Source organism: Bordetella genomosp. 4 (assembly GCF_002261185.1).
Classification (GTDB): Bacteria; Pseudomonadota; Gammaproteobacteria; order Burkholderiales; family Burkholderiaceae_B; genus Bordetella_A.
This window is the reverse complement of record NZ_NEVQ01000012.1, coordinates 114,422-129,059: the sequence shown is the minus strand read 5'-3', so window position 1 is coordinate 129,059 and position 14,638 is coordinate 114,422. Positions and strand designations below refer to the sequence as shown.

The following is a 14,638-nucleotide window of genomic DNA, read 5'->3' as shown; positions in this document are numbered from 1 at the left end:
TCATGAACACGATCAACACAGAGAGCAAGACCGGCCACCTGTTGAGCGGGCTGCGGATTCTGGATTTAGGAACGATGGTCGCGGGCCCGGTTGCATGCACGCTATTTGGCGACTTCGGGGCCGAGGTGATCAAGGTGGAGGTCCCCGAACGCGGCGACACGGTTCGAGACATCGGTCCCTATGTGGATGATGTGTGCCTTTACTGGAGCGTCGAGAACCGCAATAAGAAATCGGTCACGCTCGATCTGCGTACGCAGCAAGGGCGCGAGCTGCTATTGAAGCTGGTCGCGCACGCCGATGCCGTTGTCGAAAACTTTCGCCCCGGCACTCTGGAAAAATGGGGTTTGTCGTACGAGGTCATGAAAGCGCACAACGCGAACCTCATCCTCTTGCGCATCTCGGGCTTTGGCCAGACCGGGCCCTACCATGCACGCGCGGGTTACGACCGTATCGCACTGGCGTTCGGCGGCGTCATGGGCATCACCGGCTTTCCCGATCGCCCGCCCGTCAAGATCGGTACATCGATTGCGGACTACCAGACCGCGATACTAGGCGCTTTTGCGTTGCTGATGGCGATTTACCATCGCGACATGCATAACGGCGGCGGACAGGAAATCGACCTGGCCATGTACGAGTCCATCGCCAGATTCACCGATGTGCTGATTCCCGCCTACGACCGCCTAGGCACGGCGCGGCAGAGGCGCGGCAATACCCATTTTGCCTCGGCGCCGGGCGAGCATTTCCTGACGAGTGACGGCCGCTACATCATCCTGACGATCTCCGCTAATGCTGGGTTTGAGCGTCTGTGCGCCGTCATGGGACGGCAGGACTGGGCAACGGATCCGCGCTTCGTATCGCACGAATCACGCTGGGAAAATGTGGACGAGCTCAATCGCGGGGTGGCTGAATGGATACTGAGCAAGCCCACCGACGAGATCTGCCGCATTCTGGACGAAGGCAAACTCGCGTACTCGTTCATTTATAGCGTGGCGGACATGGTGAACGATCCGCACTATCAGGCCAGAGGCACGATCACTACCGTTCATGACCCCAAGATCGGGCCTATCCGCATGACAGGTGTCGTGCCCAAATTCTCGAACGCTCCCGAAAAAACCATTACGCCGGCGCCGGAACTCGGCGACAGCAATGAAGAAGTGTATGCGGGCCTGTTGGGGCTGTCGCGCGACGAGCTGGATCAGTTACGCGCTGATAAGGTGATCTGATGGAACGCCCTACGGAGAAGGGCTTCGAGAAGTGCGTCGTTTTCGGCGGAGGCGGCGTCACCGGCATTGCCTGGGAAATCGGCGTCATGGCGGGCTTGGCGCGTGCAGGCATCATGGTGTCGTCCGATTGCTTGTTGATCGGAACATCTGCCGGATCGGTCGTTGGCACCGAGCTTGCCCAAGGCGTGCTCGCCGAGGAATTACTCGCGCGCCAGCACCAGCCAGCCGAAGCGTCCGGAGAGTTGTTCAGACACTATTCCCAAGAAGCTGCCGACCAGAAAAATCGCGTCCTGGTGGATAAAGTCCAGGGCGACCTCACAAAGGCTCGTCAACGGATCGGCGCCTTTGCCATACGCAGTGAGACGCCATCGCTGGACACTCGCCGCGCTGTTATCAGCGCGCGACTGAGCCTCACAACCTGGCCCGCCTCCGCACTGCGTCTGACAGCCGTCGATGCAACGACGGCGGAACTGGTCGTACTGGACGCGCAATCCGGTTTGGCGCTGACCGATGCGGTGATGGCGAGTTGCGCCGTTCCTGGTGTATGGCCCACCGTGCCATTTGATGACAGGCAACTCATGGACGGCGGCATCCGATCCATGACCAATGCTGACCTTGCACTGGGTTGTGAGCACGTGCTGGTACTTGCCCCGCTAGGCTATAGCGACACCAACCCCGTCAGTGGCCATTTGCGCGCAGAAGTCCTGGTGCTGCAACGCGCCGGCACACACGTGGAAGCAGTGCTGCCAGACGACTATTCACGCAAGGCGATTGGAGACAATGTCCTCGACCCTGCCGGCCGCCAACCCAGTGCCGAGGCTGGGCTGGCGCAAGGCATGCGCCTGGCCGATGCATTGGCCTCTGTCTGGAGGGAATAAGCAGTATCAGTGCCCAGCGCCTCACAACGACAACAAGCAGATCACACTAAAGGAGCAGACAATGAGTATGGAGCGCAGACGCTTCATTGCATGTGCGATGGCAAGCACATTGATGATTCCGGGATGGTCGTATGCAGATATGTGGCCAACCAGGAATATCCGTATCGTGGTGCCCTTTCCCCCGGGCGGGTCAACCGATATCCTGGGCCGGCGCACGGCCGATTACCTGCAAAAAGCATTCGGCGTGCCCGTGATCGTCGAAAACTTGCCAGGCGCCACCGGGACAATCGGTACAGCCGCGGTGGCACGTGCTGCACCGGACGGCTACACCCTGTTGATGGGATCGGTCGGGACGATCGTGACCAATCATTTTGTCTACGACAATCTGGCATTCAAGATCGATTCCTTCGACCCCGTCATCAATATTGCCGAGACCCCGAATGTGATGATGATACGGCCCGGCCTGCCGGTGGGTTCGGTCCAGGAACTGATCGCCTACATGAAGGCTAATCCGGGACAATTGAATCATGGCAGTCCTGGCCTGGCGTCGAGCTCTCACGTATCCGCCGAATTATTCAAGCTGCGGGCAGGTGTTCAAGCACAACATGTGCCGTATAAGGGCAGCGCCCCCATGCTCGCAGACCTCATGGGCGGCTCGATCGATTTCACGATCGACAATATTTCGTCCTCGCTGGAGCTGATCAAGGCTGGCAAGCTGAAAGCATTGGCGGTCACATCAAGAGACCGCTCTCCTCTGCTGCCGCAACTGCCGACCATGATCGAAGCAGGTTTGCCGGACTACGTCATGGCGCCTTGGTTCTGTGTCGCAGCGCCATCGGGCACCTCTACCGAGGTCATACAGAAACTGAACGCAGTGTTGAACGACATGCTGAAGGACGACACAGTTCGCCAACTACTGCAGTCCTATGGCGCCACGCCCGTCGGCGGCTCACCGTCGCAAATTCGAACCCTGATAACGACAGAAAGCGAAACAATCCGAGCGTTGTCCGCGCAGGTCAATTTCACATCGTCGTAAATCCCCTCCCCGTGGCAACACACAGCGTTGCTCTTTCCACCATAAGGAATCCGACAGTGATCGAACAATACAGCCCCGAACGCATTGCTGACCGCTTCATGATCCAGGATGTCGTCTATCGCTGGTGCCGAGCGGTAGACCGCCTGGACCGCCAGGGTATCCTGGACCTCTTCTATCCAGGGGCGATAGACAGCCACGGCCCCTATATCGGTCCCATCGAAGGCCTGGTCGACTGGATCATAGTGCGGCACAAGCCCATCCCCTTTTCCAGCCATTTCATCGGCAACCTGCTCATCGAGTTTGCGACCGAGGACGTTGCACTGGTCGAATCCTATGTTCGGACAATTCAGCAGTATCCGCAGGGCGCCAAATCTCAGTTGTCTCAGTTGACCGGCGGCGCCAGCGGCGATCCCGATGCCGCGGTGGATATGTTCACGTCGTCACGCTATCTGGATCGGATGGAACGGCGAGACGGGCAGTGGAAAATCGCGCATCGCACCCTGATCCAGGATTGGAAACAGCTGGTCGACGTCAAAACACAGGCCCTGCAGCCACATGAAGGCTGGATACTGGGACGGCGCGATGGCGAGGACGCTATGCAGGTGGCCAGACGTGAACTGCGATTAGGTTGAGACAACATGCCGAATAGCAACAATGGCCCGCTTAATGGCATTCGTGTCATCGAGATGGCGGGCTTCGGTCCCGCGCCATTTTGCGCCATGATGCTTGCCGACATGGGCGCCGACGTGGTGCGCATCGAACGCGCCAATGCTCCAGCGCGGGGAATTCCCATCCCGCCCACATTCGAAGTCCTGAATCGCAGCCGACGGTCGGTGGCATTGGATCTCAAGACAGAGACGGGCGTCGCAACACTGCTGCGCCTGGTGGACAAAGCGGATATGCTGATTGAAGGTTTCCGCCCCGGCGTGATGGAACGGCTGTCCATCGGGCCACAGGACTGCCTAGCCCGCAATCCGGCACTGGTCTATGGCCGCGTCACGGGCTTCGGCCAAACCGGACCGATGGCAAAGGTCGCGGGACATGACCTGAACTACATTGCCTTGACTGGAGCGTTGCACGCCATTGGTCATGCAGATGGCGACCCTGTCGTGCCACTGAACTTGATCGGTGATTTTGGTGGCGGCGGCATGTTGCTATTAGCAGGCATGTTGGCAGCTCATATCGAGTCCCGGCATTCCGGCGAGGGCCAAGTGGTCGACGCCGCCATGGTCGACGGCGCCAATCTGCTGATGGCCAGTACGTATGGTTTACGCGCCTCGGGCGTCTGGCGTGACGCGCGCGGGTCCAATCTGTTAGACGGCGCAGCGCCATGGTATGGCGTTTATCGCACCTGCGATCAACACTATGTGTCTTTCGCTGCCGTCGAGCCTCGTTTCTATGAAGAACTGATTTGGGGCCTGGGTTTGGATCCAGAAACATTGCCGCCCCGCAACGATCACGCCGCGTGGCCTCGGTTGCGTCAGATAATCGCCGACACGGTATCGGCCATGACGTTGACCGAGATCGAACAGCGCTTGGCGGACAGTGATGCCTGTTACGCGCCAGTGCTATCCATGGCCGAGGCCCCGCACCATCCGCAGATGGTGGCGCGTGGCAGCTTTGTTCAGGTGGATAGTGTCGTGCAACCCGCGCCGGCACCGCGGTTCAGCCGCACGCCTGCCAGCGTACGCAGTGCGCCGCCTGCTCCTGGACAACATACCGAGGAAGTCCTGGATGATTGGCTGCGTGAATAGTCGACACAGCTGCCCGCCAGCCGGCCGCTATGCAGCTACGTTGCCGCGATCGTCGTGCACCAGATAGCGTCACGTCGATCGCAGCAAAAACGCCTGGGATCAGAACTGAGGCAACTCAGTCCGCCGATGCCGGCAGTGACACATTGAGCTCTCCGCCCAGCTTCGCCAGACTGTCCCAAATCGCGGGGGCAAACTCGATCTGATGCTTATTCAGCGCGCGGTTCGCGGCCTCGTATTCACCCGGATACTGGACCGCATCCACGCCCGGTTGCGGCTTGCACGCATGTAGATAGTCGATAAAAGCACCGACCTCCTGAATGCGCCAATCCGCTTGGAAACCCACACGCGCATCGAGCAGCAGCGCGAACATATTGTTCATCGCTGCGCCTTCGCGCGGACGAGCTGGTTGTATGGTACCGCCGCCTGACAGTACACCAGCCAACAACTCAGCCACCAGACCCATCGCATAGCCCTTGTGCCCGCCAAAGGGCAACAACGCCCCCGGAGGATCGGTAAACAACGCATTAGGATCCGTCGTCGGATTCCCTTGCGCATCGATCAGCGATCCCTCCGGTGCCTGTTGTCCATTTGCGGCCAACACACGCGCCTTGTTCACCGCAATCGAACTCGTCGCCATGTCCACCAGAAAAGGCGGGCGGCCATCTGGCAGCGGGCCCGCAAAGCACAAGGGGTTCGTCGTCATGCAGGCCTGCGCACCGCCGAACGGCGCGACGGTGGGCTCGCGGTTGATCACGTTGGTGAAAGCCAGCAGGATAAAGCCGTCGTGGGCGGCCATTTCACCGTAAAAGCCCATGCGACCCAGGTGATGGCTATTGCGCAGCGTCACAATGCACTGACCGTGTTCGCGTGTGCGTTCCAAGGCCTGCTGCATGATCACCTTGCCCACATGCTGGCCCAGGCCTTGATTGCCTTCGAAGGCCAGCATGGGCCCATGGTCGTACATGACCGTGGGACGCGCCGAGCCGTTGGCCAGGCCTTTTTCCAACACCTTGCGGTAGCTTGGCAGAATGGAAAGGCCGTGGCTGGTATAGCCAACCCGATCCGACTCCACTAAGTGCTCCGCAACGTTGGCGGCAATATCATCCGGTACGCCTTGCGCGACCAACAGCGCGGTGCCATAAGCGATCGCGTCTTCGATACGTATCTTCATCGCAGCACCCCTACATCCAGCCCAGCCAGCGCCAGTACGTTGCAGCCATCACCAACATCAGCCCGAAACCCACGATCGTGATGCCGATACCGACCTTGGCAAATTGCTTGGCGGTAAAGGTTTCCGTACCCAGGCAGACCATATTCTGCGGTGCGTTGATGGGCAGCATGAAGCCGTAGCTCACCACGAAACCCAGCAGCATCGTCATGCCCAGTCGGTTGAAATCGCCCGGCAAGGTTTGCAGCACCGAGATCAGAATCGGCAGCATGGCGGACGTCAACGCAGTCGCGCTGGCAAAACCGAGATGGATCAAAATCAGGAAAGCGCCCAGGATCGCAAAGATGCCTACAGATCCGAGTTTATCTAGTCCCGTATTGGCCACCACTTGAGCTCCCAGCCATTGGCCAGCCTGCGTGGTCAATAGTGCTGTACCCAGGCTAATGCCCACCCCGAACACAATCACCGTACCCCACGGAATACGCGACTGCACGTCTTTCCATGTCATGACGCCGATGCGAGGCAGCATCAGCAACACCAAACCAAAATACGTCGTCGAGGTCGTATCGAAATGATGCAGCTTCCCTTCCGTTGACCAGCAGAGCAGCAACAGAACCGATACGATCATTAGCCGTTTTTGCGGGCCGGTCATGGGGCCCAGGTCACGCAGCGATTGCTCGACGGCTTCTTTGCCGCCTTGGACTGCATCCGTCTCGGGCGGCAACAGCTTCAACACGAGGACCACGAGGAATGCCGACATGATGATGGCCCACGGCGCACCGGCCACCAGCCAGTCAGACCAGGCCACACGCTGGCCCAACATCTTGTCCATAAAGCCCACCGTCAGCAGGTTCTGCGCGGCGGCTGTTTGAATACCGACGTTCCAGATACTGGTGGCCTGCGCCACGATGATCATGATGCCGGCAGCGATATGCGAGCGCTTTTCCACGCCGAACGCAGCGATGACACCCATCATGATCGGCACCACGCAAGCACTGCGCGCCGTCGCAGACGGCACCACCAGGCTGAGCACAATCGTGACAGCGATCGCGCCCATCATGATGCGGCGCGTGCTGGTGCCGACTTTAGATAGGGTGACCAGTGCGATCCGTTTATCCAAGCCGGTAAACGTCATGGCGGCGGCAATGAACAGCGCGCCAGCCACCAGGGCGAGTGCAGAATTTGAAAACCCCGTCAACGCCATCGTGATGGCCCGAGACGTACCGTACACGACATTCGGGTCCTGCACCGTCGGGGCGGTACCCAATAAAAATGCCATCAAGGTTGTGATCATGATGGCGCTGGCTTCGTACGACACGGCTTCGGTGATCCATACCACCACCGCAAATACCAGTATGGCTAACATGCGATGCCCCGCAACCGGAAGCGCATCAGACATCGGCATGAACAGAACAACGAGCATGGCAATGACCCCGGCGATCAAGCCAATGGGGATCTTTGCTTTGCTGGGGGGACTCGCGGGCGGCGCCGCAGGTGAGGCGGGTTTAACGGGAACAGCTACAGGCTCAGACATGCCTTTCTCCGGTAACCAAAATAGGGTGTCGAATGCAACCAGAGCTGTTCGCGGATAGGCGCCGCGAATAACAACAGGTCGCAGGCAACACGGGAACATTCTATAACAATGTAACAGTGAAACGAGAAACACTCCCCACTTTTGCACAAGATTATTGCGAAATATCAATACCAATCCACGTAGTCAATTCCCTTCGTGATAATCGACGCCGATCACGAACGGCGCGGCTCCCCTCCCCCTGTCCTATTCGCTCATTTCTGGCCGAGACAAGCCCATCTATGCACGAGAGTTTCAGGCATTCTTGGCTTACGCTTGTACGACACGCCGTACGGACGGAAACCACAGTGCAGCCACACCTGATCAAAAAGCCCTATCACCCGGTGGTCCTCGATATCTTGCAAAGGCAGCCGGCTCGCGCGGTCCTGGATGCTCCATGCGGCCATGGGTGGCTGGGACATGAATTCTCCCGACTTCAGCCGGATTTGCAGATCGACGGTTTGGCGTTGTGGGAATACCCAGTGGAGGTACCTGCCTATGGGATGGTCCGTGAACACGATCTGGACGAGCCCTTGCCCAAGATGCCCCGCGAATACGATGCGGTAGTTTGCTGCGAAGCGATTCATTTGCTCACCAGCCCAGGCTCTGCCCTGAAAGGCTTTCGCGATGTGCTGCGCCCTGGCGGTAAGCTGATCGTCACCACGCCCAACACATGGCATGTCAGATCGCGGGGCCAGTTCTTACTGAGAGGATTTCACTCTGGGTTCAGCCCAATGTATGGGAAAAATCGAGGTGACTACATCACGCATTTTCCATTTTCATTTCCTCAACTACACCTGATGCTCAGCACTTTGGGATTTCAGCGAATTGAATTGCACGAGGTGGATGAGCCGAAGCCAAAGCGCCAGATCGAACGGCTGTTGGGCTGGCCTGGGGAAACGTATTGCCGGCGCAAGGTTGCGAACGCAGTGGATGAGGACGAGGCGAGTTATTGGAAACAGGTGGGAAGTCTGCAGTCGATGTATGGGCGGTGGCTCGTGGTGAGTGCAGAGCGCTGACTGCCGTGTGACGACCGCAGCAGGTTTGGAACGAGCCTCCATACTCGCCAAACGGCGGCCAGCCGAATCGATGAGTTCGATTATGTATAATGCGATCCATTCTCATTTGATTTGGGGTTTCCCCATTTTTTCCCCATGCCCGCCCAGGACCAACCTATTACCGGTGATTTGGCCGGGCTGTATGTCGAGCACAGCACGTGGCTTCAGGGCTGGCTGCGCAGGCGCGTAGGCGACACGTTCGCAGCAGCCGACCTGGCGCAGGACACTTTTCTGAGCCTGTTGGACCGCAAGACTGCGGCTGTCGAGATCCGGGAGCCTCGCCCATTCCTGGCGACCATCGCCCGTCGGCTCCTCGCGCACCGCCACCGCCGGCAGCTGCTCGAAACCGCTTACCTCGAGGCCCTCGCCTGCCTGCCGGAAGAAGTCGCCCCCTCGCCGGAAGCGCGGCTGATGGCCGTCGAGAGCCTGCAGCAGATCGACCGCGTGCTCGATGGTCTACCTCCCAAGGTGCGGGAAGCCTTTCTGTTGGCACACCTGGTCGAACTGAGCTACGCCGAGATCGCCGAGCGGTTGGGGACCTCGACCAGTTCGGTAAAGCAATATCTGACCAGGGCCAACCGCGAATGCATGTTCGCGTTGGCGGTCTGACCTCATGGCCTCCCATCACGACACGTTGACTCTGCCCAGCGGCAGGATCATCAGTCGGGCTACTGCGGATGCTGCTGCGGACTGGCTCACCCTGCTGATGTCCGGAGAGGCTGGCGATGAGCAGCAACGCCAATGGCGTCAATGGCGCCAGGCGCATGTCGACCATGAAGCCGCCTGGCAGCACGTCGAGTCCGTCACGGGCCGGATGAAATCGTTGGAGCGCGCCTCGGCTTACGCTGCCCTGTCATCCTACGGCGCGAGCGACCGGCCGTCCTGCACCGCCCGCCGAAGGGCCACCCGAATGCTGCTGTGGGGTGGATTAGCCACCGGCGTCGGGCTCCTCGCTTCTCGCTCTGGCACCTGGCAGGCGAGCGTGGCCGATTACCGCAGCAGCACCGGTGAGCAACGCGATTTCACACTGGATGACGGCACCCGGCTGACGCTCAACACGGATAGCGCGGTGAATCTGCGCTTCGATGCGAACCAGCGCCGCATCCTATTGGTGGCGGGCGAGATCATGATCACCACCCGCCATGGGCCGGGCCTGGCCGATCCGCGGCCGCTGCTGGTGACGACTGCCGAAGGCAGCATCCGTTCGCTGGGCACCCGTTTCACCGTACGACAGCGCACCGGGCGGACCAGTGTTGCGGTTCTGGAAAGCGCAGTGGAAATCTCCCCCTGGGCCGAGTCCGGCAGTGCGCGTCTGCTGCACGCTGGCCAACAGACCCAATTCAGCCGCAACGCAGTCGACGCGCCGCGCTCGATCGACGAGCGCGCGGATGCGTGGACCCGGGGTCAATTGGTGGCTGACGAGCAGCGGCTGGACGACTTTCTGGCTGAACTGGATCGCTACCGGCCGGGCATGTTGCGCGTCGATCCCCAAATCGCGGGTCTGCGTCTTTCGGGGGTCTTCCCCTTGGCCGACACCGACCGCATCCTGGCCACGCTGCCCAGCGTGCTGCCGGTACGCGTACAGTGGCGTACTCGTTTCTGGGCGACTGTCGTACCGGCTGATTAAGGCCACGAAAAAAAATTTTTCGCATCGACTGCCCGTTTGGCGTTTTCGCGGCACCTACCTTATGAGGGACCGGAATTTTCGGAGGTCCAGTCAAGAGGAAGAACATGCCGAACCCGCACCGCGCCCACGATTCGGAGCGTCCACATTTATCTGCTGTTGCGCTTGCCTCGCTAGCGCTGTCCGTCGCCCTCGCGGCCGGCGCACCAGCCCTGGTGCATGCTCAAACCGCCACCGCTGCTGCCGGGACCGCCGTGGCAGACTTCAGGATTGCGCCCGGGCCGCTAGCTCCCGCATTGCGTCAGTTAGCCAGCACGGCCAACATCATGTTGACCTTCACCGCCGAGCAAACCGAGGGCAAACGGACGGCCGGCGTGAATGGGCGGCATCCAGCCGCCGGCGCGCTGGCCCTATTGCTCGCCGGCAGCGGCCTTCGGGCCGAGCAACTGGATAATGGCGCGTTCGTGCTGCGTGTCGACCCTACGCAGACACCGGAGGCGTCCCACGCTGCCACGCTACCCGTGGTCATGGTGACCGGCGCGACTGCCGCCGACGGCACGACCGAGGGCACGGACTCGTACACCACCGGCAGTATGAGCACAGCCACCCGGCTCAACCTGTCCATGCGCGAAACGCCGCAGTCGGTCACCGTCATTACGAGCGAACTCATCAAGGATCAGAACCTGCAGACGATCAACGACGTGGTGCAAGCTGCACCCGGCCTGACGTACCGTCGTTTCGGGCCGGAGCGCGCTTCCTTTTATGCGCGGGGCATGTACGTCGACAACCTCATGTTCGACGGCCTGCCCGTGAGCCTGGACAGCTCCAATCTGTCACAGGACCTGTTGTCCACCGATATGGCGGTCTATGACCGCGTGGAGATCGTGCGTGGTGCCACTGGACTGGTGCAGGGCGCAGGGAATCCATCGGCCGCCATCAACCTGGTGCGCAAGCGGCCGACCGATGTGCCACAGGTATCCGCCGACGTGAGCGCTGGCAGCTGGGACCACTATCGAGCCGAGTTGGACGCCTCTGGTCCTCTATCGAAGGACAGCAGTCTGCGCGGCCGCGCGGTGATTGCCACTCAGGACTACGGAAGCTACAAGCGCGGCGAAGACAGCAGCGGCCAGACGTTCTACGGGATTCTGGAAAAGGATCTGAGCGCCTCCACCACGCTCACGCTCAGCGCGCTGCATCAGGAGAGCCGGCTGCATGGGAATGGCTTCACCGGTTTGCCCGTGGCCCGCGACGGCAGTGATCTGGATCTGCCTCGATCCACGTCGTATGCCAATGACTGGGAACATTGGAACAAGAACACCACCTCGGCATTCGTGGGGCTCGACCACCGATTCGACAACGGCTGGCGTACGCATCTCTCGGCCTATTACGCGCAGGCCGAGGTCGACATGCTGGGCCATTACCTCAATTACAACGTCACCACCGATAAATACCGCCAATTAGGTGCGCGTAACGCCCATAAGGAAAAGCAGAGCAGCGTGGACCTCTATGCCAACGGCCCATTTGAACTGCTGGGCCGTACTCATGAGCTGGTCCTGGGCGCCAGCTACCGTGATGTCGATTTCGACGGCAACAGCCGCCAAGGCGTGGTGCTGTACGACGATCTCGATCTCTACGACTTCGACTCGAGCGCCGTTGCCAATCCCAACATCCCGCTGCGGGACTGGATGGACGCCAATATCACCCAGCAAAGCTTATACGCCACGACGCGTCTCAATGTGACGGATCGGCTAAAGCTGATATTGGGCGGGCGGTTGGACTGGTTCGACTACAACGACACCGTCAACACGTATCCCAGCTTTACCGCCAATACGCCGTCCGTCAGTGCGCATAACCGCTACAGCATCAATAACCAACTGACAAAGTATGCCGGCATTGTCTACGACCTGAACGACCAGCACTCGGTCTACGCCAGCTATACCGACATCTTCAAACCTCAAAACTACATGGATGCCAGCAACAATCTGCTGGATCCAGTGATCGGTGAAAACTACGAAATCGGCATCAAGGGCGAATACTTCGATGGCGCGCTGAATGCTTCGGCAGCATTGTTCCGCATGGACCAGAAAAACCGTGCCTTCCGCAGCACCGATCAGACCCAGTGCGCTGGCTACCCGACCGTCACCTGCTATTCGGCCGCTGGCAAGGTGCGCAGCCAGGGTGTGGAATTTGAGGTGCAAGGCGCCATCACCCCAAATTGGCAGGTGAGTCTCGGCTACACGGTGGCCATCGCACGCTATCGCAGGGATGCGAATCCCGACAATGTGGGCGAGCTGTTCGATACCGACACGCCGCGACACCTGTTCAAGCTGTCGACGATGTATAGACTGTCTGGCGCTCTGCAAGGCTGGCGCATCGGCGGCTCGGTCTACCGCCAGGGCGCCATTTACAACAAGGGCACCACGAGCGGTGTGCCCTTTCGCATCAGCCAAAGCGCCTACACCTTGGCCGACTTGGTAGTAGGCTGGCAGGCCACACCGAAGCTGGACCTGCAGCTCAACATCAACAACGTCTTCGACAAGAAGTACTACAACGCGCTGTCCGGCAATGTGAGTTTTCCGAGTAACGGCTATGGCGAGCCGCGCAGTGTGACGCTGTCGGCGCGGTACCAGTTCTGATGCGCGCCGGCATGCGTGGCGCGTTGGTGGTGCTGCACCGATGGTGCGGCCTGTTCATCGCCGTTTTCCTGTTCGTCGCTGGCTTGACCGGCGCGGTGATCGCCTGGAATCACGAACTCGACGAGTGGGCCAATCCCGACCTGTATGTGGCCGCCTCCGGTGAGACGGATAATCCGCTTTCTCCTTTGGAGTTGGCACGCCGGGTCGAGGCGGCTGATCCGCGCTTGCGGGTCAGCTTTGTGCCACTGACGCTCGAGTCTGGCCATACGGCGATGCTGGGCGTCGCTGCACGCATCGATCCCGTCACAGGCGCGCCGTACCGCCTCGGCTTTAATCAACTGGCCGTGGACCCGGCTACCGGCCAGATCCAAGGGAAGCGACAGTGGGGCCAGATATCGCTGTCGCGCGAGAACCTGCTGCCCTTTCTCTACAAGCTGCACTACACCATGCATATCCCCAAGGGTTGGGGTATTGACTTCGGCGTGTGGCTGATGGGCGTGGTGTCGGCGGTATGGATTATCGACTGTTTTCTGGCGCTCTGTATCTCGTTTCCCAGTGCACGCAGCTGGCGTAAATCACTGAGCTTCCGGCTGCGGCAGGGCGGCGCCAAGCTCAATTTCGACGTCCATCGCTCCGGCGGCGTGTGGGTGTGGGGTCTGCTGCTGATGCTGGCCGTCACTTCGGTGTCGCTAAACCTGGGAACGCAAGTGATGCGGCCGCTGGTGTCGGTGTTCTCGCCCCTGACGCCTACCCCCTTCCAGATTCGCCAGGGTAGTCGAGAGCGGGAATTGGCCGATCCGCTGGTGGACCGTGAACAAGCCATCGCGGCGGCCGAGGCCGAGGGCCGCCGCCGCGGCTGGGAGGCTCCTGCGGGGTCTGTCTTCTATGCCCAGCGCTTCGGTATCTATGGTGTGACGTTCTTCACACCGGAGAACGACCGAGATGACGACGGCATGGGTAACGAGGTTCTCTATCTGGACGGAAACACAGGTGCGGTCCTCGGCGAACACGTACCGGGTCAAGGCTCATGGGGCGACGTGTTCATGCAGGCGCAGTTGCCACTGCACTCAGGCCGGATTGTGGGCACGCCGGGGCGCGTGTTGATCTCGTTCATGGGAATTTTTGTTGCAACACTGAGCGTGACCGGCCTGGTGATCTGGGTGCGCAAGCGTCGGGCACGGACGGCGACCAAGTTGCGATCATTCTAGGCTGATGTAAATGAGCGGCGCATGCAAGATCAAATCCGAGGCAGCCATTGCGTATAACTGCACACTTTGCAATTCTTGAATTGGTCACATTCCAGAGCCGCATGTAAGGTTGAACCCTGAGCGATCACTTCACGCTCATGCTGCACAAATCAGGAGATGGCGATGGAGTCTTTCTACCATCAAACACTTAAACCTTTATCAGAATCTGAATTACGCGCTCGGCGCGCTGTTGCTGCCGGACGGCAATTGATCAATCCCACTCCTACTCCGGCGCCGAGTCAGGCGACGTCCGCCGAACACGAGCTACGGGAATACATGCAGGAATTGGGATTGCGGCTCGCGAGCAGAGACCACAGGAGAGGTTGAAATAAGAACTAAAAGAACAGCGCTGCGCGCTTGCTCACTAACCGCCTGCGGGCGGTTTTCTTTTGGCCGCCTGCGGGTGGCTTTCTTTTGGCCGGCCACCCTTCAAGCTTCTGGTTT

General features: G+C 59.9%; 12 protein-coding genes. 10 read left to right on the top strand and 2 right to left on the bottom strand.

Going from position 1 to position 14,638, the window contains the following annotated elements:
• Positions 1-2 precede the first annotated feature (2 nt).
• The 5 genes from CAL20_RS08480 to CAL20_RS08460 all read left to right on the top strand — a co-directional run bounded on the left by CAL20_RS08480 (position 3) and on the right by CAL20_RS08460 (position 4,891).
• Positions 3-1,223, top strand: a complete 1,221-nt coding sequence (locus CAL20_RS08480) for a CaiB/BaiF CoA transferase family protein (RefSeq protein ID WP_094820378.1) — start codon at positions 3-5, stop codon at positions 1,221-1,223.
• Positions 1,223-2,101, top strand: a complete 879-nt coding sequence (locus CAL20_RS08475) for a patatin-like phospholipase family protein (protein WP_094820377.1) — start codon at positions 1,223-1,225, stop codon at positions 2,099-2,101. The genes CAL20_RS08480 and CAL20_RS08475 overlap by 1 nt, the downstream gene beginning before the upstream one ends.
• 61 nt (positions 2,102-2,162) lie before the next feature.
• Positions 2,163-3,137: a Bug family tripartite tricarboxylate transporter substrate binding protein gene (locus tag CAL20_RS08470; RefSeq protein WP_254923944.1), complete on the top strand. Its 975-nt coding sequence runs from the start codon at positions 2,163-2,165 to the stop codon at positions 3,135-3,137.
• A 56-nt stretch (positions 3,138-3,193) separates the two neighbouring features.
• A complete protein-coding gene (locus tag CAL20_RS08465) occupies positions 3,194-3,769 on the top strand; it encodes a nuclear transport factor 2 family protein (RefSeq protein WP_094837636.1) in 576 nt (191 codons plus the stop codon).
• A 6-nt stretch (positions 3,770-3,775) separates the two neighbouring features.
• On the top strand, positions 3,776-4,891 hold the full coding sequence (locus CAL20_RS08460) for a CaiB/BaiF CoA transferase family protein (protein WP_094820375.1): 1,116 nt from the start codon (positions 3,776-3,778) through the stop codon (positions 4,889-4,891).
• Positions 4,892-5,006: 115 nt separating this feature from the next.
• Here the strand turns inward: CAL20_RS08460 and CAL20_RS08455 are convergent, their stop codons facing one another.
• Both CAL20_RS08455 and CAL20_RS08450 read right to left on the bottom strand, forming a co-directional pair.
• Positions 5,007-6,062 carry an Ldh family oxidoreductase gene (locus tag CAL20_RS08455; RefSeq protein WP_094820374.1) on the bottom strand — a complete coding sequence of 352 codons (1,056 nt, stop codon included), beginning with the start codon at positions 6,060-6,062 and terminating at the stop codon, positions 5,007-5,009.
• A gap of 10 nt (positions 6,063-6,072) precedes the next feature.
• The gene (locus tag CAL20_RS08450) at positions 6,073-7,593 is read right to left on the bottom strand and encodes a DASS family sodium-coupled anion symporter (protein WP_094820373.1); all 1,521 of its coding nucleotides are present in this window, start codon (positions 7,591-7,593) and stop codon (positions 6,073-6,075) included.
• Between the two features lie 344 nt (positions 7,594-7,937).
• Here CAL20_RS08450 and CAL20_RS08445 point away from each other — a divergent pair, with 344 nt between their 5' ends.
• The 5 genes from CAL20_RS08445 to CAL20_RS08425 all read left to right on the top strand — a co-directional run bounded on the left by CAL20_RS08445 (position 7,938) and on the right by CAL20_RS08425 (position 14,155).
• Positions 7,938-8,648: a class I SAM-dependent methyltransferase gene (locus tag CAL20_RS08445; RefSeq protein ID WP_254923981.1), complete on the top strand. Its 711-nt coding sequence runs from the start codon at positions 7,938-7,940 to the stop codon at positions 8,646-8,648.
• Between the two features lie 135 nt (positions 8,649-8,783).
• Positions 8,784-9,296, top strand: coding sequence for a sigma-70 family RNA polymerase sigma factor (locus tag CAL20_RS08440; RefSeq protein ID WP_179266635.1), 513 nt, complete (start codon positions 8,784-8,786; stop codon positions 9,294-9,296).
• Positions 9,297-9,300: 4 nt separating this feature from the next.
• Entirely contained in the window at positions 9,301-10,314 is a 1,014-nt protein-coding gene (locus CAL20_RS08435; RefSeq protein ID WP_094837635.1) for a FecR domain-containing protein, read from the top strand.
• A 104-nt stretch (positions 10,315-10,418) separates the two neighbouring features.
• Positions 10,419-12,947: a TonB-dependent siderophore receptor gene (locus CAL20_RS08430; protein WP_094837634.1), complete on the top strand. Its 2,529-nt coding sequence runs from the start codon at positions 10,419-10,421 to the stop codon at positions 12,945-12,947.
• Entirely contained in the window at positions 12,947-14,155 is a 1,209-nt protein-coding gene (locus CAL20_RS08425) for a PepSY-associated TM helix domain-containing protein (protein WP_256981388.1), read from the top strand. The genes CAL20_RS08430 and CAL20_RS08425 overlap by 1 nt, the downstream gene beginning before the upstream one ends.
• Positions 14,156-14,638 lie beyond the last annotated feature (483 nt).